Annotated in this window: 24 protein-coding genes and 1 pseudogene; 11 read left to right on the forward strand and 14 right to left on the reverse strand. The window is 74.5% G+C overall.

Annotated elements, in window-relative coordinates; genetic code table 11:
• Positions 1–27: 27 nt before the first annotated feature.
• A complete protein-coding gene (locus tag ABD823_RS10935) occupies positions 28–378 on the reverse strand; it encodes a TetR/AcrR family transcriptional regulator C-terminal domain-containing protein (RefSeq protein ID WP_344858438.1) in 351 nt (116 codons plus the stop codon).
• Between the two features lie 133 nt (positions 379–511).
• On the opposite strand from ABD823_RS10935, the gene ABD823_RS10940 reads away from it, so the two are divergent.
• The 3 genes from ABD823_RS10940 to ABD823_RS10950 all read left to right on the forward strand — a co-directional run bounded on the left by ABD823_RS10940 (position 512) and on the right by ABD823_RS10950 (position 3,758).
• Positions 512–1,333, forward strand: coding sequence for an ABC transporter permease (locus tag ABD823_RS10940; RefSeq protein WP_344858440.1), 822 nt, complete (start codon positions 512–514; stop codon positions 1,331–1,333).
• A gap of 155 nt (positions 1,334–1,488) precedes the next feature.
• On the forward strand, positions 1,489–2,526 hold the full coding sequence (tdh, locus tag ABD823_RS10945; RefSeq protein WP_344858441.1) for an L-threonine 3-dehydrogenase: 1,038 nt from the start codon (positions 1,489–1,491) through the stop codon (positions 2,524–2,526).
• Positions 2,526–3,758, forward strand: a complete 1,233-nt coding sequence (locus ABD823_RS10950) for a glycine C-acetyltransferase (RefSeq protein WP_344858496.1) — start codon at positions 2,526–2,528, stop codon at positions 3,756–3,758. The genes tdh and ABD823_RS10950 overlap by 1 nt, the downstream gene beginning before the upstream one ends.
• A 169-nt stretch (positions 3,759–3,927) precedes the next feature.
• On the opposite strand, the gene ABD823_RS34605 is transcribed toward ABD823_RS10950, so the two are convergent.
• The 3 genes and pseudogenes from ABD823_RS34605 to ABD823_RS10960 form a co-directional block, all read right to left on the reverse strand.
• The gene (locus tag ABD823_RS34605; RefSeq protein WP_425566591.1) at positions 3,928–4,581 is read right to left on the reverse strand and encodes a CatB-related O-acetyltransferase; all 654 of its coding nucleotides are present in this window, start codon (positions 4,579–4,581) and stop codon (positions 3,928–3,930) included.
• 75 nt (positions 4,582–4,656) lie between these two features.
• Positions 4,657–5,655, reverse strand: a pseudogene (locus ABD823_RS34610) (Vgb family protein); the annotation flags it as partial.
• A gap of 49 nt (positions 5,656–5,704) precedes the next feature.
• A complete protein-coding gene (locus ABD823_RS10960) occupies positions 5,705–6,661 on the reverse strand; it encodes a sigma-70 family RNA polymerase sigma factor (protein WP_344858444.1) in 957 nt (318 codons plus the stop codon).
• A gap of 114 nt (positions 6,662–6,775) precedes the next feature.
• Between ABD823_RS10960 and ABD823_RS10965 the strand changes: the two genes are divergently transcribed.
• Positions 6,776–7,420, forward strand: coding sequence for a TetR/AcrR family transcriptional regulator (locus tag ABD823_RS10965; protein ID WP_344858446.1), 645 nt, complete (start codon positions 6,776–6,778; stop codon positions 7,418–7,420).
• Positions 7,421–7,444: 24 nt separating this feature from the next.
• On the opposite strand, the gene ABD823_RS10970 is transcribed toward ABD823_RS10965, so the two are convergent.
• Together ABD823_RS10970 and ABD823_RS10975 are read right to left on the reverse strand one after the other, a co-directional pair.
• A complete protein-coding gene (locus ABD823_RS10970; protein WP_344858448.1) occupies positions 7,445–8,179 on the reverse strand; it encodes a response regulator transcription factor in 735 nt (244 codons plus the stop codon).
• A complete protein-coding gene (locus ABD823_RS10975; protein ID WP_344858449.1) occupies positions 8,172–9,935 on the reverse strand; it encodes a sensor histidine kinase in 1,764 nt (587 codons plus the stop codon). Before ABD823_RS10975 ends, ABD823_RS10970 begins: the two co-directional genes overlap by 8 nt.
• A 185-nt stretch (positions 9,936–10,120) precedes the next feature.
• Between ABD823_RS10975 and ABD823_RS10980 the strand changes: the two genes are divergently transcribed.
• The 3 genes from ABD823_RS10980 (at position 10,121) to ABD823_RS10990 (ending at position 13,160) form a co-directional block, all read left to right on the forward strand.
• Positions 10,121–11,503, forward strand: coding sequence for a serine hydrolase (locus tag ABD823_RS10980; RefSeq protein ID WP_344858451.1), 1,383 nt, complete (start codon positions 10,121–10,123; stop codon positions 11,501–11,503).
• Between the two features lie 40 nt (positions 11,504–11,543).
• Positions 11,544–12,458, forward strand: a complete 915-nt coding sequence (locus ABD823_RS10985) for a LysR family transcriptional regulator (protein ID WP_344858453.1) — start codon at positions 11,544–11,546, stop codon at positions 12,456–12,458.
• 168 nt (positions 12,459–12,626) lie between these two features.
• The gene (locus tag ABD823_RS10990; RefSeq protein WP_344858497.1) at positions 12,627–13,160 is read left to right on the forward strand and encodes a sugar O-acetyltransferase; all 534 of its coding nucleotides are present in this window, start codon (positions 12,627–12,629) and stop codon (positions 13,158–13,160) included.
• Between the two features lie 80 nt (positions 13,161–13,240).
• Here the strand turns inward: ABD823_RS10990 and ABD823_RS10995 are convergent, their stop codons facing one another.
• From ABD823_RS10995 to lhgO, 6 genes are all read right to left on the reverse strand, one after another.
• Complete coding sequence (locus tag ABD823_RS10995) at positions 13,241–14,929, reverse strand: GTPase (RefSeq protein ID WP_344858454.1); 1,689 nt, start codon at positions 14,927–14,929, stop codon at positions 13,241–13,243.
• Positions 14,926–16,710: a GTPase family protein gene (locus tag ABD823_RS11000; protein WP_344858456.1), complete on the reverse strand. Its 1,785-nt coding sequence runs from the start codon at positions 16,708–16,710 to the stop codon at positions 14,926–14,928. Before ABD823_RS11000 ends, ABD823_RS10995 begins: the two co-directional genes overlap by 4 nt.
• A gap of 276 nt (positions 16,711–16,986) precedes the next feature.
• Entirely contained in the window at positions 16,987–17,691 is a 705-nt protein-coding gene (locus tag ABD823_RS11005) for a response regulator transcription factor (RefSeq protein ID WP_344858458.1), read from the reverse strand.
• Between the two features lie 286 nt (positions 17,692–17,977).
• Positions 17,978–19,366, reverse strand: a complete 1,389-nt coding sequence (locus ABD823_RS11010; protein WP_344858459.1) for a sensor histidine kinase — start codon at positions 19,364–19,366, stop codon at positions 17,978–17,980.
• Positions 19,367–19,385: 19 nt separating this feature from the next.
• Entirely contained in the window at positions 19,386–20,093 is a 708-nt protein-coding gene (locus tag ABD823_RS11015; protein ID WP_344858461.1) for a response regulator transcription factor, read from the reverse strand.
• A 35-nt stretch (positions 20,094–20,128) separates the two neighbouring features.
• Positions 20,129–21,316 carry an L-2-hydroxyglutarate oxidase gene (lhgO, locus tag ABD823_RS11020; RefSeq protein ID WP_344858463.1) on the reverse strand — a complete coding sequence of 396 codons (1,188 nt, stop codon included), beginning with the start codon at positions 21,314–21,316 and terminating at the stop codon, positions 20,129–20,131.
• Positions 21,317–21,564: 248 nt separating this feature from the next.
• On the opposite strand from lhgO, the gene ABD823_RS11025 reads away from it, so the two are divergent.
• Genes ABD823_RS11025 through ABD823_RS11035 form a run of 3 tightly spaced genes read left to right on the forward strand, consistent with a single transcriptional unit; the run spans position 21,565 to position 22,873 of the window.
• Positions 21,565–21,792, forward strand: a complete 228-nt coding sequence (locus ABD823_RS11025; RefSeq protein ID WP_344858464.1) for a hypothetical protein — start codon at positions 21,565–21,567, stop codon at positions 21,790–21,792.
• A 5-nt stretch (positions 21,793–21,797) separates the two neighbouring features.
• On the forward strand, positions 21,798–22,136 hold the full coding sequence (locus ABD823_RS11030) for a PadR family transcriptional regulator (protein ID WP_344858466.1): 339 nt from the start codon (positions 21,798–21,800) through the stop codon (positions 22,134–22,136).
• Positions 22,133–22,873 (forward strand): hypothetical protein, encoded by a 741-nt coding sequence (locus ABD823_RS11035; RefSeq protein WP_344858467.1) that lies wholly within the window; start codon positions 22,133–22,135, stop codon positions 22,871–22,873. Before ABD823_RS11030 ends, ABD823_RS11035 begins: the two co-directional genes overlap by 4 nt.
• A gap of 57 nt (positions 22,874–22,930) precedes the next feature.
• Here the strand turns inward: ABD823_RS11035 and ABD823_RS11040 are convergent, their stop codons facing one another.
• Positions 22,931–24,130: a hypothetical protein gene (locus ABD823_RS11040; RefSeq protein WP_344858469.1), complete on the reverse strand. Its 1,200-nt coding sequence runs from the start codon at positions 24,128–24,130 to the stop codon at positions 22,931–22,933.
• Positions 24,131–24,667, reverse strand: coding sequence for a PadR family transcriptional regulator (locus tag ABD823_RS11045; protein WP_344858471.1), 537 nt, complete (start codon positions 24,665–24,667; stop codon positions 24,131–24,133).
• A 106-nt stretch (positions 24,668–24,773) separates the two neighbouring features.
• On the opposite strand from ABD823_RS11045, the gene ABD823_RS11050 reads away from it, so the two are divergent.
• On the forward strand, positions 24,774–26,048 hold the full coding sequence (locus ABD823_RS11050; RefSeq protein ID WP_344858473.1) for a serine hydrolase domain-containing protein: 1,275 nt from the start codon (positions 24,774–24,776) through the stop codon (positions 26,046–26,048).
• Positions 26,049–26,264 lie beyond the last annotated feature (216 nt).

Here is a 26,264-nt window from a genome sequence, read left to right on the forward strand (position 1 = left end):
CCGCCCGCTGTTCCCGGCCGCACCCGGCTACGCGCGCCGGGCGATCATCGCCTCGATGCCGTCGAGCAGGAGGTCGAGACCGAAGCGGAAGTCGGCGTCCTCGGTCCATCCCTCGGCCCCCCGGAAGGCGCCGGAGCGCACCGCGGCCGACAGGGCGGGGTAGTCCTGCGGATCGAGGACCTCGGCGAGCACCTCGCCGTAGTCGGCGGCGCCGGTGATCCCGGCCTCCTCGAAGTGGCGGTTCCCGCTGCTCATGCCGTACACGAGCGCGGTGTCGGCCAGCGCGTAGCCGTTGAGGGTGGTCACCGCGTTGATCCTCTCCCCCGCGTCCAGCCCGGTGTCCGCCAGCGCGGCCAGCCCCCGGTCCAGCCAGCGCATGCTCCGCCCACGACCCCGACCACCTGCGCCGCGCCCTGGACCTGCTGCACCGGGCGGGCATCGCCGTCGAGCAGGTCGGCCTGCGCACCCCCACCCTGGACGACGTCTTCTTCGAGCTCACGGAGGCAGCGGCATGAGCACCGCCACCACGACCCCCACCGGCGTGAACGCGGCGCCGGCCGCCTCCCGCGGCACGGCGGCGGGCGACCTGAGCCGCCTCGTCGTGCGCGCGCTCCGCCACGAGACGCGCACCCCCGACGCCCTCATCGTGAACATCGCCCTACCGGTGATCATCATGATCCTGTTCGTCTACGTCTTCGGCGGCGCGATCACCACCGGGTCCAGCGGGCTGGCCTACATCGACTTCGTCGTCCCGACCGTGCTGCTCATGGCCGGCGGGTACGGCGCGGCGCTGACCGCCGTGAACGTCGCGGAGGACATGGCCAAGGGCATGATCGACCGCTTCCGGACCCTGCCCATCGGCGGCTGGACGGTGCCCGCGAGCCATGTCGTCACCTCGCTGCTGCGCAACGTGCTGGCCACCGCGCTGGCCCTGGCCGTGGCGGTCGCCCTGGGGTTCCGGCCCCGCGCCACCCCCGCCGAGTGGGCGCTGGTCCTCGCCCTCGTCGCCGGATACGTGCTGGCGGTCTCGGCGCTCGCGGTCGCCTGGGGGCTGCTCGTCCGCTCCGCGCAGGCCGCCGGCGTGTTCGGCTTCGTCGTGATCTTCTTCCCGTACGTCTCGGACGGCGTCGTCCCGGCGGAGACCATGCCGGGCCCGCTGCGGAGCTTCGCCGAGCACCAGCCGGTCACCCCGGTGGTCGAGGTGCTGCGCGCGCTCCTGCTCGACCAGCCCCTGGGGAACGCCGGGTGGCTCGCCGCCGCCTGGCTCTCCGCGGGCGTGCTGGCCGGCATCCCGGCCGCCGCCGTGCTGTTCCGGCGCCGGACCTCGGCGTAGGGTCCGGCCGTACGGCACGGCCGCCCCGCCCGCCGTACGGCACGGCCCTCCCCGGCGTGAAGCCGGGCTTTCCCCCGGGTTAAGAAAAGCGCGATGGACACCGGCGGAGGCGGCCCGGCACAGTGCGTAAGGTCGGAAGACGAGGGGGGTCTGAGATGAAGGCGCTGGTCAAGGAGCGGGCCGAGCCCGGCCTGTGGTTGGTGGACGTGCCGGAGCCCGAGGTCGGGCCGGGCGAGGTGCTGATCCGGGTGCTGCGCACCGGGATCTGCGGAACGGACCTGCACATCCGGAACTTCGACGCCTGGGCGCGGCAGACGCTGCGCACGCCGCTCATCGTCGGGCACGAGTTCTGCGGCGAGGTCGTCGAGGTGGCGCCGGGCCCCGAGGGCGCCGCGGACATCGCGGTCGGCGACCTGGTCAGCGGCGAGGGCCACATCGTCTGCGGCAAGTGCCGCAACTGCATGGCCGGCCGGCGGCACCTGTGCCGCAACACCATCGGGCTCGGGGTCAACCGCGACGGCGCCTTCGCCGAGTACGTGGTGCTGCCCGCCTCGAACGTGTGGGTGCACCGGACGCCGGTGGACCCCGACATCGCGGCGATCTTCGACCCGTTCGGCAACGCCGTGCACACCGCCCTGTCGTTCCCGCTGGTCGGCGAGGACGTGCTGATCACCGGTGCGGGGCCGATCGGGCTGATGGCGGCGGCGGTCGCCACGCACGTCGGCGCGCGCAACGTCGTCATCACCGATCTGAGCCCCGAGCGCCTGGCCATCGCCGACAAGCTCGGCGTCACCCTGGCGCTGAACGCGGCCGAGAGCTCCGTCGCGGACGGCATGGCGCGGCTCGGCATGCGCGAGGGCTTCGACGTGGGCCTGGAGATGTCGGGGAGCCCCCGGGCACTCCGCGACATGATCGCCAACATGACGCACGGCGGGAAGATCGCCATGCTGGGCCTGCCCGCCGAGGAGTTCGCGGTCGACTTCGCGACGATCGTGACCTCGATGCTCACCATCAAGGGCGTCTACGGCCGGGAGATGTTCGAGACGTGGTACGCCATGTCGGTCCTGCTGGAGAAGGGACTCGACCTCTCCCCCGTCATCACCGACCGCTTCTCCTACCGCGATTTCGACGCCGCCTTCGACACCGCGGCCGGCGGCACGACCGGAAAGATCATCATGGATTGGACCGCCTGATGTTCGACAACGTCCGCGACGACCTGCGCGCGACCCTCGACGAGATCGCCTCCGCCGGGCTGCTCAAGCCCGAGCGGGTCATCACCACCCCCCAGCGCGCGGCCATCGCCGTGGCGCCCGGCGGCGCCGCGCCCGAGGCCGCCGCGGCGGGCACCGCCGTACCGGGCGGCGGGGACGGGCCCCGCGAGGTGCTGAACTTCTGCGCCAACAACTACCTGGGCCTGGCCGACCACCCCGAGGTGATCGCCGCCGCCAAGGAGGCGCTGGACCGCTGGGGCTTCGGCATGGCCTCGGTCCGGTTCATCTGCGGCACCCAGGAGGTGCACAAGGAGCTGGAGGCGCGCCTTGCGGCGTTCCTCGGCCAGGAGGACACCGTCCTGTACAGCTCGTGCTTCGACGCCAACGGCGGCGTCTTCGAGACGCTGCTCGACGACCGCGACGCGGTGATCTCCGACGCGCTCAACCACGCGAGCATCATCGACGGCATCCGGCTGTGCAAGGCCCGCCGCCTGCGCTACGCCAACCGCGACATGGCCGAGCTGGAGGCCCGCCTCAAGGAGGCGTCCGACGCCCGCCGGAAGCTGGTCGTCACCGACGGCGTGTTCTCCATGGACGGCTACGTCGCGCCGCTGGACGAGATCTGCGACCTGGCCGACCGGTACGGCGCCATGGTCATGGTCGACGACTCCCACGCGGTGGGCTTCGTCGGCGCCACCGGCGCGGGCACCCCCGAGCTGTTCGGGGTGCGCGACCGGGTCGACATCGTGACCGGCACGCTGGGCAAGGCCCTCGGCGGGGCGAGCGGCGGCTACACCGCGGCCCGCGCGGAGATCTGCGCGCTGCTGCGCCAGCGCTCGCGCCCCTACCTGTTCTCCAACTCCCTCTCCCCGGTGATCGCCGCCGCCTCGCTGCGCGTGCTGGACCTGGTGGCCGACCACAGCGAGGCCCGCGACCGGCTGCGCGCCAACACCGAGCGGTTCCGCACCCGCATGACCGAGGAGGGCTTCACCATCCTGCCCGGCGACCACCCGATCGTCCCGGTGATGATCGGTGACGCGGCCGAGGCCGCGGCGATGGCGGAGCGCCTGCTCGACCAGGGCGTCTACGTGATCGGCTTCTCCTACCCGGTGGTCCCGCACGGCCAGGCCCGCATCCGCGTCCAGCTCTCGGCCGCCCACTCCACCGAGGACGTCGACCGCGCGGTGGCCGCGTTCGTCGCCGCCCGCGGCTGAGCCGCCGGTCCCGGCCCCGGTACGGAACCGGGGCCGGGACGACCGGCGCGGGGCCGGGACCGGACGGCCCGTCCGGGACCGGAGCCGGATTCGGGGCCGGGACGGCCGGCGCGGGACCGCCGCCTGCCCGCCGGTCGGATCCGCCGCACGGTCCCGCGCCGCGGCCGCCCTACGGGAGTTCCTTCTCCGCGACGGCCTCGATCTCGGCGGGGGTGCCGGCCATGATGGTGCGGACGTGCCTGGTGACCAGCTCGACCGGCCAGTCCCACCAGGCGGCGCGCTGCAGCCTGGCCACGTCGTCCGGCTCGAACCGGGCCCGGATGGGCCGGGCCGGGTTGCCGCCCACGACGGTGTACGGCGGGACGTCGGCGGTGACCACGGCGCCCGCCGCGATGATCGCGCCGTCGCCGATCCGCACGCCGGGCATGACCGTGGCCCCGTAGCCGAACCACACGTCGTTGCCCACCACCGTGTCGCCGCGGCTGGGCATGCCGGTGACCAGGTCGAGGGTGGCCTCGGTCCAGCTCCCGCCGAACATCGTGAACGGGAAGGTCGACACGCCCATCGTGGGGTGCTCGGCCCCCGCCATGAGGAAGCGGGTGCCGGAGGCGATCGCGCAGTACTTGCCGATGACCAGTTTCTCCGGGCCGTAGGCGTACAGCACGTTGCGCGTCTCGAACTCGGTCGCGTGCTCGGGGTCGTCGTAGTAGGTGAACTCGCCCACCTCGATGCGCGGGTCACGGACCAGCGGCCTGAGCAGCACCACGCGCGGGTGCTCGGCCAGCGGGTGCACCGTGGCGGGGTCGGGGATCGTGAACGGCACGCGGGGTCCCTTCTTTCCGGGCGGGGGATCCGCGGGGCGGGCCGCGTCCCCGCGGGGGACGGTGATCCGGGCGAGGGCTCCGGTCTCCAGCGCCGCCCAGAGTTCCCCGTCGGGACCGACGGCGATGCCGTGCGGTTCCGACGAGGCGGTCGGCAGGTCGTACTCGTCGACGTGGCCGTCCGGCGTGATCCGTCCGACGCGGCCGGAGCCCCATTCGGTGAACCACATCGCGCCGTCCGGCCCGGCGACGACGGCGTGCGGGCGGGCTCCGCGGTCGGGCAGCGGGAACTCGGTGACCTCTCCGTCGGCCGTGATCCGGCCGACCTGGCCGGCGCCGATCTCCACGAACCACATCGCGCCGTCGTCTCCGGCCGCGATGCCCACGGGAGCGGCGCCCTCGGTGGGCAGCGGATGGACCGTGACGTCGCCGTCCATCGTGATCCGCCCGATGGCGCCGGCCGCGTTCAGGGTGAACCACATCGCGCCGTCCCGGCCCGCGGCGATCGCCGAGGGGAAGGCGCCGGGAACGGGGAGCCCGTACTCGCTCACCTCTCCCTCCACGGTGATCCGGCCGATGCGGCCCGCGCCGGTCTCGGTGAACCAGAGCGCGCCGTCCGGGCCCGCCGCGATGCCGAACGGTCCGGCGCCGGTCGGCACGGGGAACGAGCCGATCTCCCCGGCCGGGGTGATCCGGCCGATCCGGTGCCCCTTGTACTCGGTGAACCAGAGCGCGCCGTCCGGGCCCTGGGTGATGACGGTCGGTCCGCTCCCCGGGTCCTGGAGCGGGTAGGTCGTGACCGTGCCGTCCGGTGCCCGGCGGCCGATCGCGCCCTGGTGCACGAGCGTGAACCACATCGCGCCGTCCGGCCCGGCGACGACGGCGTACGGCCCGGCGTCCGGGCCGCTGACGGTGAACTCCCGGACCCGGCCGGCGGCCATGTCACCGGGAGCCGGGAGGACGGGCGCGCGGTCGGCGTCCGGCGGAAGGCCCACGGGCCGGGATGGCGAGGACATGGTCTCCTCTCTCGCCGCCGAGATCTCGTCGGCGACGGCATGGACACGCTTGATGATCATATGGGTTTCTCCGGGTGGCCCGGGGCGCCCGGAAGGGAGGGCGAGGCGGTCAGGCCAGCAGGTCCGCCAGGGCGCGGGCGCGGGAGGGCTGCCGGAGCTTGCGCATCCCGGCGGCCTCGATCTGGCGGATGCGCTCGCGCGTCACGCCGAACCTCCGGCCCACCTCCTCGAGGGTCTTGGCCTCGCCGTCGTCCAGGCCGAACCGGAGCGAGATCACATCGGCCTCCCGCCCGGTCAGGGTCTCCAGCACCGCGTCCAGCTCCCTGCGGAGCAGGGACGAGGCGGCGGCGTCGGCCGGGTCCTGCGCGTCGTCCTCGATGAGGTCGCCCAGCTCGGCGTCGCCGCCGTCGCCGACCCTGGCGTGCAGCGAGACCGGCTCGCGGCCGTGCCGGAGCAGCTGCTCGACCTTCTCGGGCGTCAGGCCGAGCTCGGCCGCCAGCTCCCCGGCGGTGGCCTCGCGGCCCAGCTCCTGCGACATCGCGCGCCGGGTGCGGTTGACCCGGTTGAGGTCCTCGACCACGTGCGCGGGGAGGCGGACCGTCCGGCTCTGGTCGGCCAGCGCGCGGCCGATCGCCTGCTTGATCCACCAGGTGGCGTAGGTGGAGAACTTCAGGCCGCGCCGGTGGTCGAACTTCTCCACCGCGCGCATCATGCCGATGGTGCCCTCCTGGACCAGGTCCAGCAGCGGCAGCCCGCCGCCGGCGGCGTAGCGCCTGGCGATCGAGACGACCAGGCGCAGGTTGGCCTCGACCATGTGGTCCCTGGCGCGGCGGCCGTCGGCGGCCAGCCGCTCCAGCCCGCGCCGCTCGGCCTCGCCCCCGGGCCCTGCGGCGAGGCGCTCCCCGGCCAGCCTCCCGGCCTCGATGCGCTCGCCCAGCTCCACTTCCTGCTCGGCGGTGAGCAGCGGGGTGCGCCCGATCTGCTTGAGGTAGTCCTTCACCGGGTCGATGCCGGCTGCTCCCTTCGAGTCGCGGACGGGGCGGGCGGTGAGAGCGGCAGTGGTCAAAGGCACGTCCTTCCGTGGTCGCGCGGGCCCGGATCGGCCGCACGACCTAAAATTAGGTCAATCACAAGAATATGTCAACACTAAACTTAGACCGATCCGATGTAAGGTGGGCGCATGAGCACGCAGAAGACGAGCCTCAGAGAGCTGAAGAAACGGCAGACCAGGGAGAACATCTCCCACCACGCCACCCGGCTGTTCCTGGAACGCGGCTTCGACAAGGTGACGATCACCGAGGTGGCGGAGGCCGCACAGGTGGCCAAGATGACGGTCACGAACTACTTCCCCCGCAAGGAGGACCTGGTCTTCGACCTGAGCGACGAGTTCGTGCAGTCCCTGGCCCGGACCGTCCGCGACCGGGCGCCCGGCGAGTCCGCCCTGGCCGCGCTCCGCCGCGCCTACCTGGCCGCGGTCGCCCGGCGCGACCCGGTCATCGGCTTCTCCGGTCCCGCCTTCGCCCGGATGATCGACGACAGCCCGGCCCTGACGGCCCGGCTGCGGGAGTTCCACGACGAGCGCGAGAGGGCCCTGGCCGACGCGCTCGCCGCGGAGACCGGGGCCGGGCCCGGCGACCTCCTGCCCCGGGTGGCCGCCGCCCAGCTCGGCGGCGTCCACCGGCTACTGTTCGACGAGACGCTCCGCCGCACCATCGCGGGGCAGGACGACGCGGAGATCGCGGCGGTCCTCACCGGCCACATCGACACCGCCTTCGGCTTCCTGGAGCCCTCCCTCGGCGGCTATGCCGTCCGCCCCGCCGGATGACCGCCGGGCCTGCGGCCCGGGGCGTCAGGCGCCGAGGTAGGCCAGGACCGCCGCGACCCGCCGATGCGTGTCGGGGCTGTTCTCCAGGCCCAGCTTCGTGAAGATCGAGTTGACGTTCTTCTCGACGGCCGAGACCGACAGGTGGAGCGCCCGGGCGATGCCGCCGTTGGACCTGCCGTGGGCCATCTCGCGCAGCACGTCGCGCTCGCGCGGGGTCAGCTCCTCCCCCCGGCCTCCCCGTACGGCACGGCGGGCCAGCAGGCCCTCCACGACCTTGGGGTCGATGACCGAGCCCCCGCCGGCGACCGCCCGCACGGCGCCGAGCAGCTCCTCCAGGTCACCGACGCGGTCCTTCAGCAGGTAGGCGAAGCCCTCGGTGCCGTGTTTGAACATCTCGAAGGCGTAGAGCGCGTCGGAGAACTGGGAGAGCACCACCACCCCCGTCCCCGGACGCTCGACGCGGATCCGGTGGGCAGCGTCGATGCCCTCGAAGCCCGCCCGGAAGGAGCCGCCCGGCATCCTGATGTCGGTGATCACCACGTCCGGCCGGAGCCTGCGCACGGCGTCCAGCAGCTCGTCGGCGCTGCCCACGGTCCCGGCGACGACGGCCTTCCCCGACGTCTCCAGCAGCCGCCGCACGCCCTCGCGGACCAGGTAGTGGTCGTCGGCGACGACCACGCGCGGCGGCGCCTGCGGCTCCGGCCGCGCCTGCGATCCCGGCGGTGTCGGCGGTGTCGGCGGTGTCGGCGACTCAGTCATGGACCGGCACCCACGCTCTCACCCTCGTTCCCTCTCCCTTCGCGCTCACCACGTCCAGGCCGCCGCCGAGCGCGGCCAGCCGGTCGGCCAGGGCCACCAGCCCCCGCCGGACGGCCGCCTTCGGGTCGAACCCCGTGCCGTCGTCGGCGACCGTGACCTGCAGGCGGCCTCCGGAGAGCGCGAGCCGCACGTCCAGGGTGGAGGCCCGGGCGTGCTTGAGCGCGTTGGCGACCGCCTCGCTCACCGTGAAGTACACCGCCCCCTCGATCTCGTCGGCGAACCGCCTGGCGCGCAGCTCCGGGTCGACGTCCACCGTCGAGGCCACCGGGAGGCGCGAGCAGCGCTCCTCCAGCGCCTCGGCCAGCCCGCCCTGGCTGAGCACCGACGGGTGGATGCCCGCCGCCAGCTCCCGCAGGTCGTCCAGGGTCTGGCGGGCCTGGTCGCGCAGGAGCGCGAGCGTCCCGGCGTCGGCCCCGGTGGCCCGGGCCAGCTCCAGGCCCGCGATGAGCGCGACGACCTGCTGCTGCACCCCGTCGTGGATGTTGCGCTCGATCCGCCGCCGCTCGGCCTCCTGCGCGTTGACCAGCCGGGCGGCCAGCCCCGTGCTCTGGATCGCCAGCCCGACCGGCACGGCCAGCGCGCGCAGCAGCCGCCGGTCGTCGCCGGTGAGGCCGCCGTCCCGGGGGCCGCACGCGATCCACCCCTGCCCGGCGGGGACGGTCAGCTCCGGGCCGCCGTCCTCCTCGCCCGCCACGACCCGGGTGCCGTCCGCGAGCATGACGGCCGCCCACCGGACGTCCAGGGCGGCCCGCACGGCTTCCGCCAGCCGTTCCAGCAGCTCACCGGGCTCGGCCTCCTCCAGGCCGGGGGCCAGCTCCGACAGCAGCTCGTCCACCGTGGGCCGCAGGTCGAACACGAGGAAGAACCGCGACCCCCGCAGGCCCACCCGGATGTCGAGCAGGTTGTGCCGGAACACGGTCACCCCGATCACGGCGGGCAGCGCGCCCAGCACGGGGGTCAGGCCGATCCAGATCGCCGCCGACTCCGTGACGATGAAGAACGACGACAGCACGAACCCGCCCAGGGTGACGGCCAGCCCCGCGGCCATCCAGCCCAGCCTGCGGCGCTCGGCTCCGGAGCAGCGGCGCATGCGCGCCAGCAGGGAGCCCAGCACCGCCAGCGCCGTGCCGAAGACGGTCAGCTGCCCCAGCCCGCCCAGGCCGGCCACGACCAGCTCGCCCGGCCCGGTGACGCCGAGCGGGTTGCCGATCGGGGAGATGGCGTAGACCTGGTCCGGGGCCAGGAGCATGCCCAGCCAGTGGACGGCGACGGCCGCCCCGCCGATCACCGCCCCTGCGCGCCAGCGCCGCGAGGGGAGCCGCCCGTCCGGGAAGAGCAGCGGGACGAACACCCAGGAGAGCCCGTAGAAGGGCACGAAGAGGGAGGCCAGCAGGGCGGCGAGGACGAGCAGATGCCTGGGCGCCCCCGCCCCCGCGGAGATCAGGAGGCCGACGCCGAGGGCGCCCAGGCCCAGGCAGTCCGCGGTGGCCAGGAGCAGCCAGCCGTACGGGTTGCCGGGCCGCCGGTGGGCGATGAGCCAGCCCAGCGCGGGCAGGAGCAGCGTGAGCAGGACGAACGCCCACTGCTCGGCCGGCATCGGGAACCCCGTCTCCAGCACCGCGCCGGCGACGGCGCCGAGGATCGCCGCCACCGCCATGGACGCGGCGAGGAGACGGGTCGGGGTCGGGGAGAGCACGGAACGCAGTGTGGCCCCTCCCGCGGACCGGCGTCTATGAGGTTGACCGCACATCCGCGGGGGACGGCCGCACCCCGGAACGCGGCGGCCCGCCGGATACCCCACCCGCCGCGTCCTTCCTAGCGTGTGGATCACGGCCACCACACGTCGGTGGTGGCGGACCGCAGCCCGTGAAGGAGACACCCGTGCGCTTCCGGACCCGAACGACCCGTGCCCTCGCCCTGGCCGCCCTCGCCGTGACCGCTCCGCTCACCCTCGGCGGGACCCTCCCGGCCGCCGCGGACGCCGTACGGCCGGCCACCGCGGCACCCGCGCGGCAGGCCACCGCCGGCGCCGCCCCGGAGATCCCCGACAGCCCGGCCGGACGGCAGCTCCGCTGGCTCCTGGAGGCCGTGAGCCGGGCGCCGCTCGCCGCGAGCGAGCTCGAACAGCACTTCAACGCCGCCTTCCTGAAGGAGGTGACCGCCGACGGCCTCAACGGGTTCCTCAAGGGCATGGCCGGCGTCCGGCTCGACGCGCTGACCACGACCACGCCGACCGCCCTGACCGGCACGGTGACCGTCGGCGGGCAGAAGTTCGAGCTCCGGCTCGGCGTGGACGCCGAGGGGAAGATCCAGCTTCTGGGCGCGGCACCCCTGATCCCGCCCGCTCCGACCGGCTGGGCCGAGCTCGACGCCCGGCTCCGCGAGGTGGCGCCCCGGACCGGCTTCCTCGCCGCCGAGATCGACGGGCGGGGCCGGTGCCGGACCGTCCACGGCGTCGGCGCCGACACCGCCCGGCCGCTGGGCTCGATCTTCAAGCTCTACGTCCTGGGCGCGGTGGCGGACCGGATCCACTCGGGCAGGCTGAGCTGGGACACCGAGCTGACCGTCACGCCCGACGTGAAGGTCCCCGCCGAGGACGGCCTGGGGACCCGGCCGGACAACAGCACCGTCACGGTCCACGAGGCGGCCAAACTGATGATCTCGATCAGCGACAACACCGCCACCGACCTGCTCATCAAGACGGTCGGGCGCAAGGCGGTGGAGAAGAAGGTCCGCCAGTGGTCGGACCACGCCGGGCGGAACATCCCCTTCCTCACCACCCGCGAGTGGTTCCTGCTGAAGACCGTCGACTACCCCCGGCACGCCCGCGCCTACCTGGCACGCGGTGCCGAGGGCCGCCGCGCCTACCTCAGGGACGTCGTCGCCGGACTCCCGCTCTCGGCCGCCGAATACCAGGACTGGCGGCGTCCCCGGAAGATCGACGAGATCGAGTGGTTCGCCTCCCCGCGCGACGTCTGCCGCGCCTACGCCGGCCTGCTCAAGCGGAACAGCCCGCGCCTGCACGAGGTGCTCTCCGCCAACGACGCCGGCCTCGGCCTCGACCCCCGGGCGTGGCCGGCCGTCTGGTACAAGGGCGGCTCCGAGGTCGGCGTCCTCGCCATGGCGCACCTCGGGCGCACCCCGAAGGGACGGACGTACGTCGTCACCACGCTGGCCAGCGACACCCGCGCGCCCATCGACGAGGGCAGCGCCGCCCCCGAGATGCTCTCCCTCACCAGGGGGGCGTTCGGCCTGGTCCGGTGAGCGGGCACACGCACCGCGGTCACTGCCCGACAATGATGGGGTGATTGACACCCGGCGGCTGCGGACCCTGCGCGCGGTGGCCGACCACCGGACGGTCACCGCCGCCGCGGCCGCGCTGCACCTGACGCCCTCCGCGGTCTCCCAGCAGCTCGCCGCCCTGGAGCACGAGGTGGGCCACCGGCTGCTGGAGCGCGATGCCCGGGGCGCCCGGCTCACCGCCGTCGGCCGCATCCTGCTCGACCACGCCAACGAGGTCCTCGCCCAGCTGGAACGGGCCGAGGCCGACATCGCCGCCTACACCGCCGGCACGGCGGGCGAGGTGACGGTCGCCTCCTTCGCCACCGCGATCGGCCTCGTGGTGGCCCCGGCGGTGGGCGTGCTCCGGGACAAGGAGCCGGGCGTCCAGATCCGGGTCCTGGACGCCGAGGGCGACCAGAGCCTCACCATGCTGCTGGACGGAGCGGTGGACGTCGCCGTCGCCGTCGAGTACCGCGGCGCCCCGGGTGAGGACGACCGGCGCCTGTCCCGCATCCCGCTCTACTCCGAACCGTTCGACGTCGTCCTCCCCCGCGACCACCCTCTCGCCGGTGCGGCGGTCACGGTCTCCGGTCTGGCGGGTGAGACCTGGATCGGCCCCTACCCGGGCAACCCCTGCCACGACGTGATCACCATGGCCTGCGAGCACGCCGGGTTCACCCCCGCGTTCGCGCACTCCTCCGACGACTTCCGCGCGGTGGTCGCGCTGGCCGGAGCGGGAGCGGGCGTGGCGATGGTGCCGCGCCTGGCGCTGCGCGGCGCGGACCTGTCCGGCGTGGTGATCCGCCCGGTCGCGGGCCCGCAGCGCCGGGTCTTCGCCGCCGTACGGCGCGGCGCCGAGCGCCACCCGCTGCTGGTCCCCCTGCTCGACACCCTCCGGCACGCCGCCGCGGCCCTGCGCCGGGTCGCCTCCCCCTGAACCGCCGCTCCGCCGGGTCTCGGACCGGAGTGCCGGACGCCGCGGAGGGGTAGGCCGGACGGTGGCCGTCGCCGTCCCGCCGTACGCCGGCCGCACACCGCCCGCCGCGCGGCCCGAGTCTCCGGACCGGGCAGAAGGGATGTGACCGTGGGTGAGCAGAAGGAGCGCATGCTCGCAGGGGAGCCCTACATCGCCGACGACCCGGAGCTCGCCGCGGACCTGATGCGCGCGGCACGGCTGGCCGAGCGGTACAACGCCACCGGCGCCGAGGACCAGGAGACCCGCGACGCCCTGCTGCGGGAGCTGCTCGGCGGGGTCGGGGAGGGCGTCGCCGTCCGGCCGCCGCTGTACGTCGACTACGGCTACCAGATCACCATCGGCCCCGGCACGTTCGTCAACTTCGGCGCGGTCATGCTGGACGTCGCCCGCATCGACATCGGCGCCGACGTGCAGATCGGCCCCAACGTGCAGCTGCTCACCCCCACCCACCCGGTCGAGCCCGAGCCGCGCCGGGCCAAGTGGGAGTCCGCCCGGCCGATCACCGTCGGCGACAACGTGTGGCTGGGCGGCGGCGCCATCGTCTGCCCCGGGGTGACGATCGGCGAGAACACCGTCGTCGGAGCGGGCGCCGTGGTCACCCGCGACCTGCCCGCGAACGTCGTCGCCGTCGGCAACCCGGCCCGCGCGGTCCGCGCCCTCTGAGCGACCCGGCCCGCGCGGTCCGCGCCCTCCGAGGAAACGGCACGGTCCTCCACCGCCCCGTGCGCCGGCGCACGGGGCGCCTACGCGCCGGACCGGGCCGTGGCCAGCGCCTCGGTGAAGCGGCGGTGGCGGGCCAGCTCCCCGGCCACCGGCTCCAGCACCAGCTCCCGGCCGACCCGCTCCACGCTCGCGCGCAGCGCCCGGGCCGCCTTCCGGGCCCGGCGGCGTCCGCCGAGCCAGGCGGCGACCCGGGAGAGCAGGGCGAGCACGACGCCGAGCAGCAGCCCGCCGAGCAGGAGCAGGGTGGGCCACGGCAGCTCACCGGCGGTCGGCACGGGCGGCTCGGGCAGGTGCAGGTAGTCCAGGGCGGCCAGGCCCAGCAGCCAGAGCGCGCCCGCCACCGCCGCCGCGAGCACCAGCCACTGCGCCGCCCCCGCCGCCCGCCACCACAGCGGCCTGCGGGAGGCGCCGAGCGAGGTGGTCGCCACCGCCCGGTCGAGCGCGTCCTCCAGGTCGTCGGCGTGCGAGCGGGCCGCGCGCCGCACGGCGGCCGCCCACGGCTCGGGCAGCCCCGCCGAGGCGGCGGCGGCCGTCTCGCGCAGGGCGGTGTCCATCTGGGAGCGCTGCACGACGCTCGCCGCGGGGATCGAGGTGCGCCCGACGAGCTCGCCGGGTCCCCCGTCGGGCCCGGTCTCCCCGGAGCCGGCGCCCAGGCGGAGGCGGCGGAGCGGGTCGGGCCGCAGGCGGCGGATCCACCGGGTCACCGGCCAGCCGGTGGCCGCGACCGAGCGGTGCCGGTGCGCCTTCGCCACCGCGCGGACGACCCCCGGCACGCCGGCCGCCTGGGAGAGCGCGGCGGCCAGCGGCGCGGCGAGGACGTCGACGCCCTCCTCCGGCGCCCCGGCGGGGACGGCCGCGTCGGGCGCGCCCGACGCCCGGTCCAGGTCGTCGGCTGCGGTCTCCGCGTCGGCGGCCAGCCGGTCGGCCCAGGAGCGGCGGCCGGCGACCCGGGAGTCCAGCAGCGCGCGCAGCTCGCCGACGCCCGCGCCGGTCCGCGCCGAGACGCCGAGCACCGGCACCCCGGCCAGCCCGTCGGCCTCCAGCAGGCGCCCCAGGTCCGCCAGGCACCGCTCGGCCGCGGCCGGGGAGAGGCGGTCGATCTGGTTGAGGACGACCACCGTGACGTCCCGGTGCCGGGCGAGCGGGGCCAGGTACAGGTCGTGCACGGCCGCGTCGGCGTACTTCTGCGGGTCGAGGACCCACACCAGCAGGTCGACCAGCCCGGCGAGCCGGTCCACCTCCAGCCGGTGCGCCCGCTCGATCGAGTCGTGGTCGGGCAGGTCGAGCAGGACCAGCCCGGACAGGTCGGCGCCGCCCGCCGTGCCGCCGGGGGCGCCCGCGCCGTCCACCTCGTGGCGGTGCGGGATCTCCAGCCAGTCGAGCAGCGGCCCCGCCCCCCTGCCGTCCCACAGGGCCGCCTGCGCGGTGGACGTGGTGGGCCGGGTCACGCCGACCTCGGCCAGCGGGGCCCCGGCGAGCAGGTTGAACAGGGACGACTTGCCGCTGCCCGTGGCCCCGGCCAGCGCGACCGCGGTGTGGGACACCGACAGGTTCCGCCGCGCGCCCGCCTGGGCGACCACGGCGCGCGCCCGCGCGACCGCTCCGGCGTCCAGCCGGCCGTCGGCCAGCTCGGCGGCCTCCGCCAGGGCCGCCAGCCGCTCGTCCAGGGAGACCCCGCCCGTGCGGTCCCCGCGTCGCAGCAGCTTCACCGGCCACCCGCCCTCTTGCCGGCGGCCACCGCGGCGGCCGCGTCCGCGCGTCCGGAGCCGTCCGGGATCTCGCGCCGGTGCGCCCGTACGGCCTCCCCCGCGGCGCGCAGGGCAGCGGCGGCCCCGCCGGGCGGCTCCACGGCGTCGAGGAGCGCGGTGAAGCGGGCCGCCTCCCGCGCGAGGATGCCCTCGACGCGGGTGCGCAGGTCGTCGCGGGCCTTCATGGTCAGGGTGCGCACGGCCTGGTCGCCGAAGACGGCCTCCAGGATCTTCTGGCTGAGCACGCTGGTGCCGCCGGCGATGCCGACCTCGATCCCGGTCAGCCCTCCGGTGGAGGCGAACACCGCGATCATGAGCAGCAGCCCGGCCCCGTTGACCCCGTAGGACGCGAGCCGGGCGGTGGTGCGCCGCTCGGCGCCCTCCTGCCGGACCAGGTCGAGCACGTAGCCCTGCCAGCTCCGGACCGCCTCCTCCGCGGAGCGGCGCAGCTGCGGTGAGGACCGGCCGAGCCGGCCCGCCTCGACGGCCCCGGCCCGCTCCAGCAGCGCGCGCCCCGCCTCGCGGGACGACCACGACTCCAGCGCCAGCTCGGCGGCGCTGTCCGCGGCCGACCTGATCAGCGCCTCCACGCCGCTCTCCAGCGCGACCTTCAGCTCGCTCTCCGGTGCGGGCCGCCCGGACAGCAGCGCGACGACCCGGTCCCGCAGCCGGCCCACCCGGCTCTCCAGGGAGCGCATCAGGTCGCCGGTGCCGATGAAGTCCTGCCAGCGGGCGAGCACCTCGCCCCGCAGCAACGAGCCGTCGAGCATGCCCTCGTCGAAGCGGGCCATCCCGGCGGCGTAGGCGGCGCCGGTCGCCCCGCGCAGTTCGGTGGCGGCGGCGTGCTGGCGGTCCACCGCGTCGGCGAGCGCGGGGACCCGCACCGCGAGGCTCTCCAGCGCGCCGGACAGGGTCTGGCGCACCACGTCGGCCCGGGCGGCCGCGTCGGCCGTGATGCCGGACAGCCAGTCGCCGATCGGCCGGACCGTCTCGCGGGGCAGCCGGGCGTTCTCCTCGGGCAGCGACAGCTCCGGCACCTCGAACAGCGGGGTCCCGCCCAGACCGTTGGCCTCCAGCAGCCGCCGCAGGTCGCCCGCCACCACGCCCGCCCCCTCCGGCGGGACCCGGGACAGGATCACGGCCAGCGCCGTGCTCCGCTCCCGGGCCTCGCGCAGGAAGCCCCAGGGCACCTCGTCGGCGTAGCGGGCGGCGGTGGTGGTGAACAGCCACAGGTCCGCGGCGGCGAGGAGCTGGGCGGCCAGCTCCCGGTTGGCGGCGACGACCGAGTCGATGTCGGGCGCGTCGAGCAGGGCCAGGCCGGGCGGGACGGCCTCGGTGACGACCACCCGGAGCGTGCCGGGCTCGCCGGGGCCCGCCCCGGTGACGCGCGGCAGGCCGGGCAGGACGTGCAGGCCGGTGAACCAGTCGCGGTCGGCGGGTCCGGTCACCAGCGTGGGCGCCAGGGTGGTGGGGCGGAGCACGCCGGGTTCGGTGACGTCCGCGCCGACCAGGGAGTTCACCAGGGTGGACTTGCCCGCCCCGGTGGATCCGCCGACGACGGCCAGCAGCGGGGCGTCGATCGCGCTCAGGCGCGGGATCAGGTAGTCGTCGAGCTGGCCGGTCAGCTCGCGCAGCGCCCGCCGGTCGGCCGCCGCGTCCCCGGCCGCCAGGGGGAACAGCTCATGGTCGAGGTGGCGTCGCAGCTCCCGCAGCGCCCCCAGCAGACCCTCGCTTTCCTTCATAAGGAGGGTCATTCCCGTGGAAAGAGACGCTAGACGCCAAAAAGACCCCGGAGACGGTTGTGCCCCACCGCCCGACCGGATCACGGGGGCGAATCCGGTGGAGCGGTGGGGCCGGTCTCCCGGTTCCGGGTCCGGTCTCGTGCCGGACTCGTCTCCCCCGCAGCTGGAGGCGAGCCCGAACCGGAGGCGGCCCGGGAGGTCTGGGGTCACCCGTCACTCATTTGAACGCATCAAGCTCAGCGTCAGATCAGGCGAAGCTGAAGAGTAGCTGAAAGTTCAATCACTCTGCGGCGGACGCAGGACGTAGCCCACCCCGCGCAGGGTGTGGATCAGCCGCGGCTCGACCGTGTCCACCTTCCTGCGCAGGTAGGAGACGTAGGACTCGACGACCCCTGCGTCGCCGCCGAAGTCGTAGTTCCACACGTGGTCGAGGATCTGGGCCTTGGACAGCACCCGGCCGGTGTTGACCATGAAGTAGTGCAGCAGCTTGAACTCGGTCGGCGACAGCCGTACCGGCTCGCCGGCCTTCCAGACCTGGTGCGCCTCCTCGTCCAGCTCCAGGTCGCCGACCCGGAGGCGGACCGGCAGGTCGAGGTCCCCCCGGGTACGGCGGAGCACGGCCCGGATCCGCGCCAGGACCTCCTCCAGGCTGAACGGCTTCGTCACGTAGTCGTCGGCCAGCCTCAGCCCGGCGACCTTGTCGTCGACGCCGTCCCGCGCGGTCAGGAAGAGCACGGGCAGCTGCCCGCTCATCTCCCGGAGCCGTCCCGCCACCGCGAAGCCGTCCATGTCGGGCAGCATCACGTCGAGCACCACGAGATCGGGACGGATCCGCTGGGCGAACTGCACGGCCTCCCCGCCGTCCGCCGCCGTCACGACCTCGAAGCCGGACATGCGCAGGCTGGCGGAGAGCAGTTCCCGGATGTTCGGCTCGTCGTCCACCACCAGCAGGCGGGCCTCAACTCTGTCCAGCACATCCACGAGGCTCGCCCACCTCCCTGGAAGACCGCTCCGTCCCCGCTGAACGTTTCCTGAGCGCGGGGTGCCCGTTCACGGCCGGGCGCGGCGCCGCCACCGGGCCGGGGGCCCGTGCGCGATCGGCGCTCCGCGCCTGGTCGACGGCGGCGGATGCCTGCGTGCGAGGTCTGGAGCGGGTTCCGGCGAAGCTGAAGGTTCACTGTGTGCCGCGGAAGGGCGCGAAAGGCTCTCAGCCAAGCCTCAGGTTCTCCTGAGGGCGGCAGGACCGCGCGGGCCGCGGAGGGAGGGCTCAGCCGGCCTCGGCGGCGAGGGGGAGCCGGACGCTGAACACGGCGCCCCTGCCGGGTTCGGAGTCGACGGCCACCGTCCCGCCGTGCGCCTCGACCATGGCCGCGACGATGGCCAGGCCCAGGCCGCTGCCGCCGTCCTCCGGGGTACGGCGGCCGCGGGCGGAGTCGACGCGGTAGAACCGCTCGAAGACGCGCTCGCGCTGCTCGGCGGTGAGGCCCGGCCCCTCGTCCGCGACCTCGACGACGGCCGTCCCGTCCTCGGCGCGCAGCCCCACCCGCACGGGCGTGCCCTCCGGGGTGTGGGTCAGGGCGTTGTGCATCAGATTGCCCACGACCTGGCGGAGCCGCACCTCGTCACCGGAGACGATCAGCGCGGCCCCGTCGACGGAGAGCGAGACCGCTCGCTCGGGGGCGAGGATCCGGGCGTCGTGGACGGCGTCGGCGGCGATGGCGAGCAGGTCCACCGGGCGCTTGGCCATCGGCCGCTGCTGGTCCATCCGGGCGAGCAGCAGCAGGTCGTCCACGAGCAGGCCCATCCGGACCGCCTCCGACTCCACCCGGCGCATCAGCGGCCCGGCGTCGATGCCGGGCGCCTGCCGGTAGAACTCGGCGAACCCCCGGATCGACGTCAGCGGCGTGCGCAGCTCGTGCGAGGCGTCGGCGACGAACCGGCGCATCCGCTCCTCCGACCTGCGGGCCGCGGCCTCCGACTCGGACCTGGCCCGGAAGGCCGTCTCGATCTGGGCGAGCATGCCGTTCAGCGACCGGCCGAGCCGGCCGACCTCGGTGCGCGGGTCCGCGTCGGGGACGCGGCGGCTCAGGTCGCCGGCGGCGATGGCCTCGGCGGTGCGCTCGATCTCCCCCAGCGGGCGCAGGCTGCGGCGGATGACCACCACGCCCGTCAGGGCCAGCGCCACCATCAGCCCGCCGCCGCCGAGCACCTCGATCAGCGCCAGCTGGCCCACGATCTGCCGGACCTCGGCCAGCTCGACGGCGACCAGGAGGCTCCCGCCGGAGTCCAGCTGGGTCACGCGGACCCGCCACGCGCCGGCGTCGTAGGCTCCGGGCCCCGGGTCCGGAGGCACCCGCGGCGCGGGCCTGCCCTCCACGTCCACCCCGCTGATCTGGAAGAGGGACGCGCCCGCGGTGTCGCGGAGCTCCAGCTTCATGTCCGCGGGCACCGCCCGGATCACCGGTTCGACGCCCCCCGAGCGCTGCAGGCGGCGCAGCGTGTTCTCGGTGGTGACGTCGATCTGGCGGTCCACCCGGTCGATCAGGTAGCCCCTCATGATCGATACGCTGCCGACGCCGATCAGGAGCAGCGCGATGGCCAGCAGGACCAGGATGATGCCGATCAGCTTGACGCGCAGGGAGAGCCGGGCGAGCATCAGGGCCTCCTGGCGGGCATCACGATCCCGGCGGGCAGCGGAGCACGTAACCGACCCCGCGCAGCGTGTGGATCAGCCGCGGCTCCGTGTTGTCGATCTTGCGGCGGAGCACGGAGACGTAGGACTCCACGATCCCGACGTCGCCGCGGAAGTCGTAGTCCCACACGTGGTCGAGGATCTGGGTCTTCGACAGCACCCGGCCCGCGTTCACCATGAAGTAGCGCAGCAGCTTGAACTCCGTCGGCGAGAGCGCCACCGCCCGGCCCCGCCGCCACACCTCGTGGCTCTCCTCGTCGAGCTCGATGTCGGCGAAGGTGAGCCGGGACTGCCGGGCCAGGGCGTCCGCGCCCCCGGTACGGCGCAGCACCGCGCGGATGCGGGCCACGACCTCCTCCAGGCTGAACGGCTTGGTCACGTAGTCGTCCCCGCCCACGGTCAGCCCCCGGATCTTGTCCTCGGTGGCGTCCCGGGCCGTGAGGAAGAGCACCGGGGTGTCGCTGCCGCCGCCGCGCAGCCGCCGCACGACGTCGAACCCGTCCATGTCGGGGAGCATCACGTCGAGCACGATGAGATCCGGCCGGTGGCGCTGCACGGCGGCGACGGCGTCCGCCCCGTTGCCCGCCGTGTTCACGCCGAACCCGGCGAACCGCAGGCTTGCGGCCAGGAGTTCGAGGATGTTCGGCTCGTCCTCGACGATCAGCAGGCGCGCCTCGGGTGATTCGTTCACGCGAACCATCGTCACCCGCCCGTCTGAGAAAGCCTTTAAAAGGTCATAACAGAGGTTATATCCACAAGATGCCTGGCTATCGCCAGGCTCGACGTCGCGGCGGGCGACGGGGCGTTGCGCACCAGGGTGATCCGCCCGTGCGTGTCGATCGCGAAGTCGTCCACCATGCTCCCGTCGCGGGCCACGGCCTGCGCCCGCACGCCGCCCGCCGCCGGGACGAGGTCGGCCGCGGTGATCTCCGGGACGTAGCGGCGCGCGGCGTCCAGGAAGGCCCGGCCGGACAGCGAGCCGAGCACCTCGGCGGCACCGGTCCGCCAGTGCCGGGCGGCCAGCCGCCACGTCCCGGGCCAGGCCGCGATCCGGCGCAGGTCGGCCAGGTCGACGTCCCGCCGGGAGTAGCCCTCCAGCGCCGACGCCGGCACCGCGTTGGGGCCGACGAGCACCTCGCCGTCGACCCGGCGGGTCAGGTGCACCCCGAGGAACGGGTAGCGGGGGTCGGGCACCGGGTAGATCAGCCCCCGCACCAGGTCCTTGGCCGGTCCGGCCAGCGCGCGGTACTCCCCGCGGAAGGGCACGATCCGCACGTCCCCGGGCGCTCCGGCCATCCGGGCGACCGCGTCCGTGCCGAGCCCGGCGCAGACCACCAGCCGGTCGAAGCGCATCCGCTCCCGCCCGGCCACCACGTCCACCGCGTCCGCGGTCTGGCGCAGCGCCCGGACCGGGTGCGCCAGCCGTACCGCGCCGCCGGACTCCTCCACGTCCCGGGCCAGGCGGCGGGCGACCGCGGGGAAGTCGGCGATCGCGGTGTGCGGGGAGTGCACGGCGGCCACCCCGACGGCGTGCGGCTCGATCTCGCGCAGGGCCAGCGCGTCCAGCTCGGCGATGCCGGGCACGCCGTTCTCCCGGGCCCGCTCGGCGATCACCCGCAGGGCGGGCCGTTCGGCGGCGGTGGCGGCGATGACGAGCTTGCCGACCTCGGTGTAGGCGATGGCGTGCTCGGCGCAGTACTCGCGCAGCAGCGCCACGCCCTCGCGGCAGAGGCGCGCCTTGAGCGAACCCGGCCGGTAGTAGATGCCGGCGTGCACGACGCCGCTGTTGCGCCCGGTCTGGTGGGCTGCGATCCGGTCCTCCTTGTCGAGGACGGTCACCTGAGCACCGCTCAGCGCGAGTTCCCTGGCCACGGCCAGGCCGACGATGCCCGCACCCACGATGCCGATGTTCATGGCACGACCTCCGAAACAGGACACTCCGGTCACCGGAGTGCACATCCCCGAAAGCTAGCGGGAACTCCCCTTCCAGGAGAAGAGAGCACTCCCCCGGCAACCCCTCTGGGTCCCGATACAGGAGCCGTAGCTATATAGGTTGTATTTCTAACTAGATGGCGGTAGCTTCTACATCGTGAAGTCGACGACTCCCCCGGAGTCGGCCACCGACGGATCCTCCTGATCGACCCCCACCGAGAGGAAGACCCATGACCGCCACGCACTCCGGCTCCACGGCCCCGGCCGTCCCCGCCCGCGGGGACCTCTCCTCCGACAGGCGCTTCCAGCTCACCCTCGGCGCCTTCTTCCTGCTCTCCGCGGGCAACACCCTCGTCCGCCGCCACGCCGACCTGGATCTCCTCTCCGGCGCCCTGACCGGCCTCCTCGTGGCCACCGCCGCCGCCCTGGCCTGGCAGTTCGCGCGCGGCCGCGGCTGAGCGCCATGGCCACCGACCGCCGCGCCAGCTGGCTGAAGGGCGTGCTCGACCTGCTGGTGCTCGCCAGCCTCGCCGAGGGCGAGAACTACGGCTACGAGATCGCCAAGACCCTCGCCGAGAGCGGCCTCGGCCAGATCAAGGGCGGCACGCTGTACCCCGTGCTCAACCGGCTGGAAGAGGCCGGCCTGGTCACCGCGGAGTTCCGCGCCACCGACCGGGGCCCCGGCCGCCGCTACTACACCCTCACCCCGCAGGGCCGCGCCACCCTCGCCGAGCAGGGCGGGCTCTGGCTGGCCTTCGACGAATCGGTCCGCTCGGTACTCTCCCGAGGAGGTGTGAGATGACCACCGCTTACTTCGACGAGCTCGCCGCGCGCCTGCGCGAACACGGCGTCCCCGAGGAGGAGGTCACCGCGACGGTCGGCGACCTCGCCGCCTACGCCGCCGAGAGCGGCGCCGACCCCCTGGAGGAGTTCGGCCCGGTGGCCGACTTCGCCGCCTCACTCACCCCCGCCCGCTCGGGCGGCACCTCCGAGGAGGATCCGGACCCGGTCGCCGAGACCTGGACCTGGACCGCCGACGCCTTCCAGGACGTCGCCCGCCTCAACGTCTACGGTGACCAGGGCTGGGAGGTCGAGCGCATCGACTATCTGGGCCGCTTCGTCAGCCGCCGCGACCCGCAGCGCCCGCTCCGCTGGGAGTACCGCCGCGAGACCGCGCCGCCGGCCCGCCACGGCACCCTCGCCGAGCGCCTGGCCCCGGACGGCTGGGAGCCCTGCGGGAGCTGGATGCACTTCCAGTACTTCAAACGTCCCAAGGCCGCCTCCGAAGGACCGGCGGGCGAGCTCGACGCCGCCCCCGCCGCCCCCGCCCGCAGTGTGTTCTTCGGCAAGCGCCTCTACCTCTTCCTCGCCGGCTACGGGCTCTTCCTGGCCGCCCTCGCCGTCGGCTGGTTCGTCAGCCGCGACGGGGACCCCGGCGGCTTCCCCGGCGGCTTCTTCAACGGCGTCCTGGCGGGCGTGGTCGCCGGAAGCCTCGTCGGCCTGGCCTGCGTCCTCTGGGGCCTCCGGCGCCGCCGCTGACGGGGTACGGCGAGCCGCCCGCCGCGCAGGGCGGGCCGTCCGGCCGCGGCGGGCCGCCTACCGGGTACGGCGGGCGATGAAGGTGATGGCACCGGTGGCGCCGAAGGCCACGAGCAGCCAGAGCAGCACGGCCGAGGCGGGCACCCCGGCGTCCTCCTCGCCGTCGGCCGCCTCCGCGGCCCCGCCCGTGCCGCCCGGCCGGCCCGTCTCCGCGGCCCCGTCCGCTCCGCCCGGCCGGTCCGTCTCCGCGGCCCCGTCCGCTCCGCCCGGCCGGTCCGCGCCCGCCGTACCGCTCGGCTCGGGAGCGGGGGTGGGAGAGGCCGCCGCCAGGACCCGCTCGGGCAGCGGCACCCGGTGGACCGGGCTGTCGGCCCCCTCGCTCCCGGTCAGCAGGGCCCCGCCGTCCGCGGTGTAGGCGATCGACTCGGCCTGCTCCAGCTGGGGCATCGGGACCCGCGCCAGCTGCCGGTCGAAGTCGCGGTAGACCGTCGCGGAGAAGTAGGTCCGGATCACGAAGCTCGACCCGTCGGGCGCGTAGGCGGCGTCGGTCGCCATGACCGGCGCGGAGCCGACCCGGCGCAGCACGTTGACCTTCCCGGTGCGCAGGCGCTGCGGCGCCGCGTAGACCGACCCGGCGAACTCCTTGCTCACGATGTACAGCCGCCCGGTCTTCGGATGGACCATGACGCCCTCGGCGTTGTGCCCGCCGTCCTCGTAGCGGAAGCGGTAACGCACGGCGGAGACGGTGGCGTCGCGCAGCGAGGCGGGCTCGGGCACCTTGTAGACCGAGATGTCGGGCCAGGCCCCGTCGAAGTTGTCGCCGATGTCGGCGAACCAGAGCACCCCCCGGCCGGTCTCCGGGTCCCGGGAGGCCGCCATGCCCTCCCAGTCGCGGGCCTGCGCCCCCCGCACGGTGAACGCCGCCCGGGTGCGGCCGTCGCCGCCCACCGCGAAGAAGACCGGTCCCGCCTCGCTGTCGTTGTGGGTGTAGTAGACGTCCTCGTGCGTCGGCGAGACCGCCAGCCCGCTCGACTCGGTGATCCGGGGGTCCGTGAAGCGGAACAGGACCCGCTCCGCCTCGTCGCCGCCCGGCTCCCGTCCGGCCCCGCCCGGCTCCGCCGGAGTTCCCGCCGGCGCCTCCGCCCGGCCCGTCCCGGCCGCCCCCGCCTGCACGCCGGGAGCGGCGAACACCGAGGCCGCGGCCAGCCCCGCCACGGCCGCCACCCGAATCAGGATCTCCCCCGGTCTGCTCCGCATTCAGCCATCATGCCCCGGCAGCAGCTCGCGCAGGCGGCGCAGGAGGCGCTCGTCCGCGTCGAGGATCTCCGCGGCGTTGTCGAACAGGGCCGCCGCCAGCGGCGAGATCTCCGCCTTCAGCGCCCGCCCCCGCTCGGTGTGCTCCCGGGCGGCCGCGACCTCCGCCTCCGCCTCCGCCAGCCGGGCCAGGACCTCCTCGCGGGGGAGCAGGTGGATCCAGGTGGCGGCGAGGGCCAGCGCCGACTGCACCCCGTGCGGCGGCCGGCCGAGCGCGTCGAGGAGCAGGCGCTTCAGCTCGGCCCGGCCCTCCTCGGTGATCGCGTAGACCTTCCGGAGCCGGTCGCCGGTCCGCTCCTCCGCCTCGGTGCGCACCAGGCCGTCCTTCTCCAGCCTGCTGAGCGCGTAGTAGACCGATCCGGGCAGCACCGGCGTCCACCGGTCCAGCTCGCCCTCCACGGTGAGCTGGTTGATCTCGTAGCCGTGCATGGGCCGCTGCTGCAACAGGCCGAGCACGAGCATGCGCGCGCTGGAGGACAACCACGCTCCCGGACGAGTCGGACCACCGATGTTCAAAGTTGACTATAGCGATCCGCCGTGCCCTAATAGTCAAGGTTGATTATTCATCCTTGACCAAGGGGAGATCATGAACTGGCGTACCGGATCGCGGATGGACACGCTGGTGAAGGCCTACACGCGGCTCGGCCGCTTCAGCGGCTCGGTCCTGGTCGCCCGCGGCGACAGAGTCCTGCTCTCCAAGGGGTACGGCCTGGCCGACCACGAGCACGGCGTGCCGAACACCCCGCGGACGGCCTTCCGGATCGGGTCGCAGACCAAGACGTTCACCGCGATCGCGATCCTGCGCCTCCAGGAGTGCGGCCTGCTCGACGTCGCCCGGCCCCTGGAGGAGGTCCTGCCCGGCCACCCCGGCGGGGACCGCATCACCCTCCACCACCTGCTGACCAACACCTCGGGCATCCCCGACTACATCACCACCGAGGACTTCACCCGGACCATGGGCCTGTCCCGGACGGTCGACGAGCTGATCGCGACCTTCCGGGACCGGCCGCCGCTCTTCGCCCCCGGCGAGCGGATGAGCTACAGCAACTCCGGCTGGGTGCTGCTCGGCGCGGTCATCGAGCGGCTCACCGGCCAGACCTACGGCGACCACGTCCGCAGCGAGATCCTCGCCCCGCTCGGCATGGAGCGCAGCGGGCTCGCCGCCTCCGGCGACGTGGTCCCCGGCCACGCCGACGGCTACATGCTCGACGGCGGACGGGCCGTCCGCACGCCGTACCTGGACAACTCCAACCAGTACGCGGCCGGGGCGCTGCACTCGACCACCGAGGACATGCTCCGCTGGGTGCGGGGCCTGCGCGCCGGGAAGGTGCTCGGCCCTCGCTCGCTCGAACTGCTCGTCACACCCCAGGTGGACGGCTACGCCTACGGCTGCATGGCGGCCGGCGGCCGCCTGGAGAGCTCCGGCGGGACCATCGGCTACGTGAGCCTCACCACCCACTACCCCGCCGACGACCTGACGGTCGTCGTCCTGGCGAACGCCGAGAACGCCGCCTACACGGAGATCGAGACGGCGCTGGCCGCGATCGCGCGCGGCGAGCCGTACGAGGTGCCGGGCGAGCGGGTCTTCGTCCCGGCCGACCCGTCGGTCTTCGACGCCTGCACGGGCCGCTACGAGTGCACCTTCATGGGGCGGACCTCGACCATCGAGGTGACGCACGAGGGGGACGGCCTGATGGTCGAGGTCCACGGCCTGAAGAAGACCGAGCTGCGCCCGATGTCGCGCACCCGCTACTTCGCCCGGATGAAGGGCGAGGTGGAGCTCACCTTCGTCGGCGAACCGGCCCGGAAGATCGAGATGCTCTGGAGCGGCCACCCCGTCACCGCCCGCCGCGTCGCCTGACGGGTCTGCGGGAACTCCTCGGAAGTGCACCCCTGGAAGATGCGGTTCCAGGAGGTTCGTCCCCGAAGAGTGACGCGATGTGGTCGGCCCCCGCCCCGAGGGGCTGTTCCGGGAGCCTCCGGCGCAGATGAGCTCCGGGGTCGTCTCCGATCCCGCAGGCCGTACGTCGGTCCGGGTCGCCGTCGCCGCGCTGGCCCCCGGACAACCCGGCAGGCC

The organism is Planomonospora alba, from assembly GCF_039534085.1.
In the GTDB taxonomy this organism is placed as follows: domain Bacteria; phylum Actinomycetota; class Actinomycetes; order Streptosporangiales; family Streptosporangiaceae; genus Planomonospora_B; species Planomonospora_B alba.

Excerpts from the sequence above, each read along its gene's own strand:
- ABD823_RS11040 (WP_344858469.1), bottom strand. The coding sequence starts at position 24,130 with ATGCGGAGCAGACCGGGGGAGATCCTGATTCGGGTGGCGGCCGTGGCG.
- ABD823_RS10970 (WP_344858448.1), bottom strand. The coding sequence starts at position 8,179 with ATGACTGAGTCGCCGACACCGCCGACACCGCCGACACCGCCGGGATCG.
- ABD823_RS11010 (WP_344858459.1), bottom strand. The coding sequence starts at position 19,366 with ATGCTCGCCCGGCTCTCCCTGCGCGTCAAGCTGATCGGCATCATCCTG.
- ABD823_RS10940 (WP_344858440.1), top strand. The coding sequence starts at position 512 with ATGAGCACCGCCACCACGACCCCCACCGGCGTGAACGCGGCGCCGGCC.
- ABD823_RS11000 (WP_344858456.1), bottom strand. The coding sequence starts at position 16,710 with ATGAAGGAAAGCGAGGGTCTGCTGGGGGCGCTGCGGGAGCTGCGACGC.
- ABD823_RS10935 (WP_344858438.1), bottom strand. The coding sequence starts at position 378 with ATGCGCTGGCTGGACCGGGGGCTGGCCGCGCTGGCGGACACCGGGCTG.
- ABD823_RS11030 (WP_344858466.1), top strand. The coding sequence starts at position 21,798 with ATGGCCACCGACCGCCGCGCCAGCTGGCTGAAGGGCGTGCTCGACCTG.
- ABD823_RS11050 (WP_344858473.1), top strand. The coding sequence starts at position 24,774 with ATGAACTGGCGTACCGGATCGCGGATGGACACGCTGGTGAAGGCCTAC.
- ABD823_RS10950 (WP_344858496.1), top strand. The coding sequence starts at position 2,526 with ATGTTCGACAACGTCCGCGACGACCTGCGCGCGACCCTCGACGAGATC.
- ABD823_RS11035 (WP_344858467.1), top strand. The coding sequence starts at position 22,133 with ATGACCACCGCTTACTTCGACGAGCTCGCCGCGCGCCTGCGCGAACAC.
- tdh (WP_344858441.1), top strand. The coding sequence starts at position 1,489 with ATGAAGGCGCTGGTCAAGGAGCGGGCCGAGCCCGGCCTGTGGTTGGTG.
- ABD823_RS10965 (WP_344858446.1), top strand. The coding sequence starts at position 6,776 with ATGAGCACGCAGAAGACGAGCCTCAGAGAGCTGAAGAAACGGCAGACC.
- ABD823_RS10990 (WP_344858497.1), top strand. The coding sequence starts at position 12,627 with ATGCTCGCAGGGGAGCCCTACATCGCCGACGACCCGGAGCTCGCCGCG.
- lhgO (WP_344858463.1), bottom strand. The coding sequence starts at position 21,316 with ATGAACATCGGCATCGTGGGTGCGGGCATCGTCGGCCTGGCCGTGGCC.
- ABD823_RS11025 (WP_344858464.1), top strand. The coding sequence starts at position 21,565 with ATGACCGCCACGCACTCCGGCTCCACGGCCCCGGCCGTCCCCGCCCGC.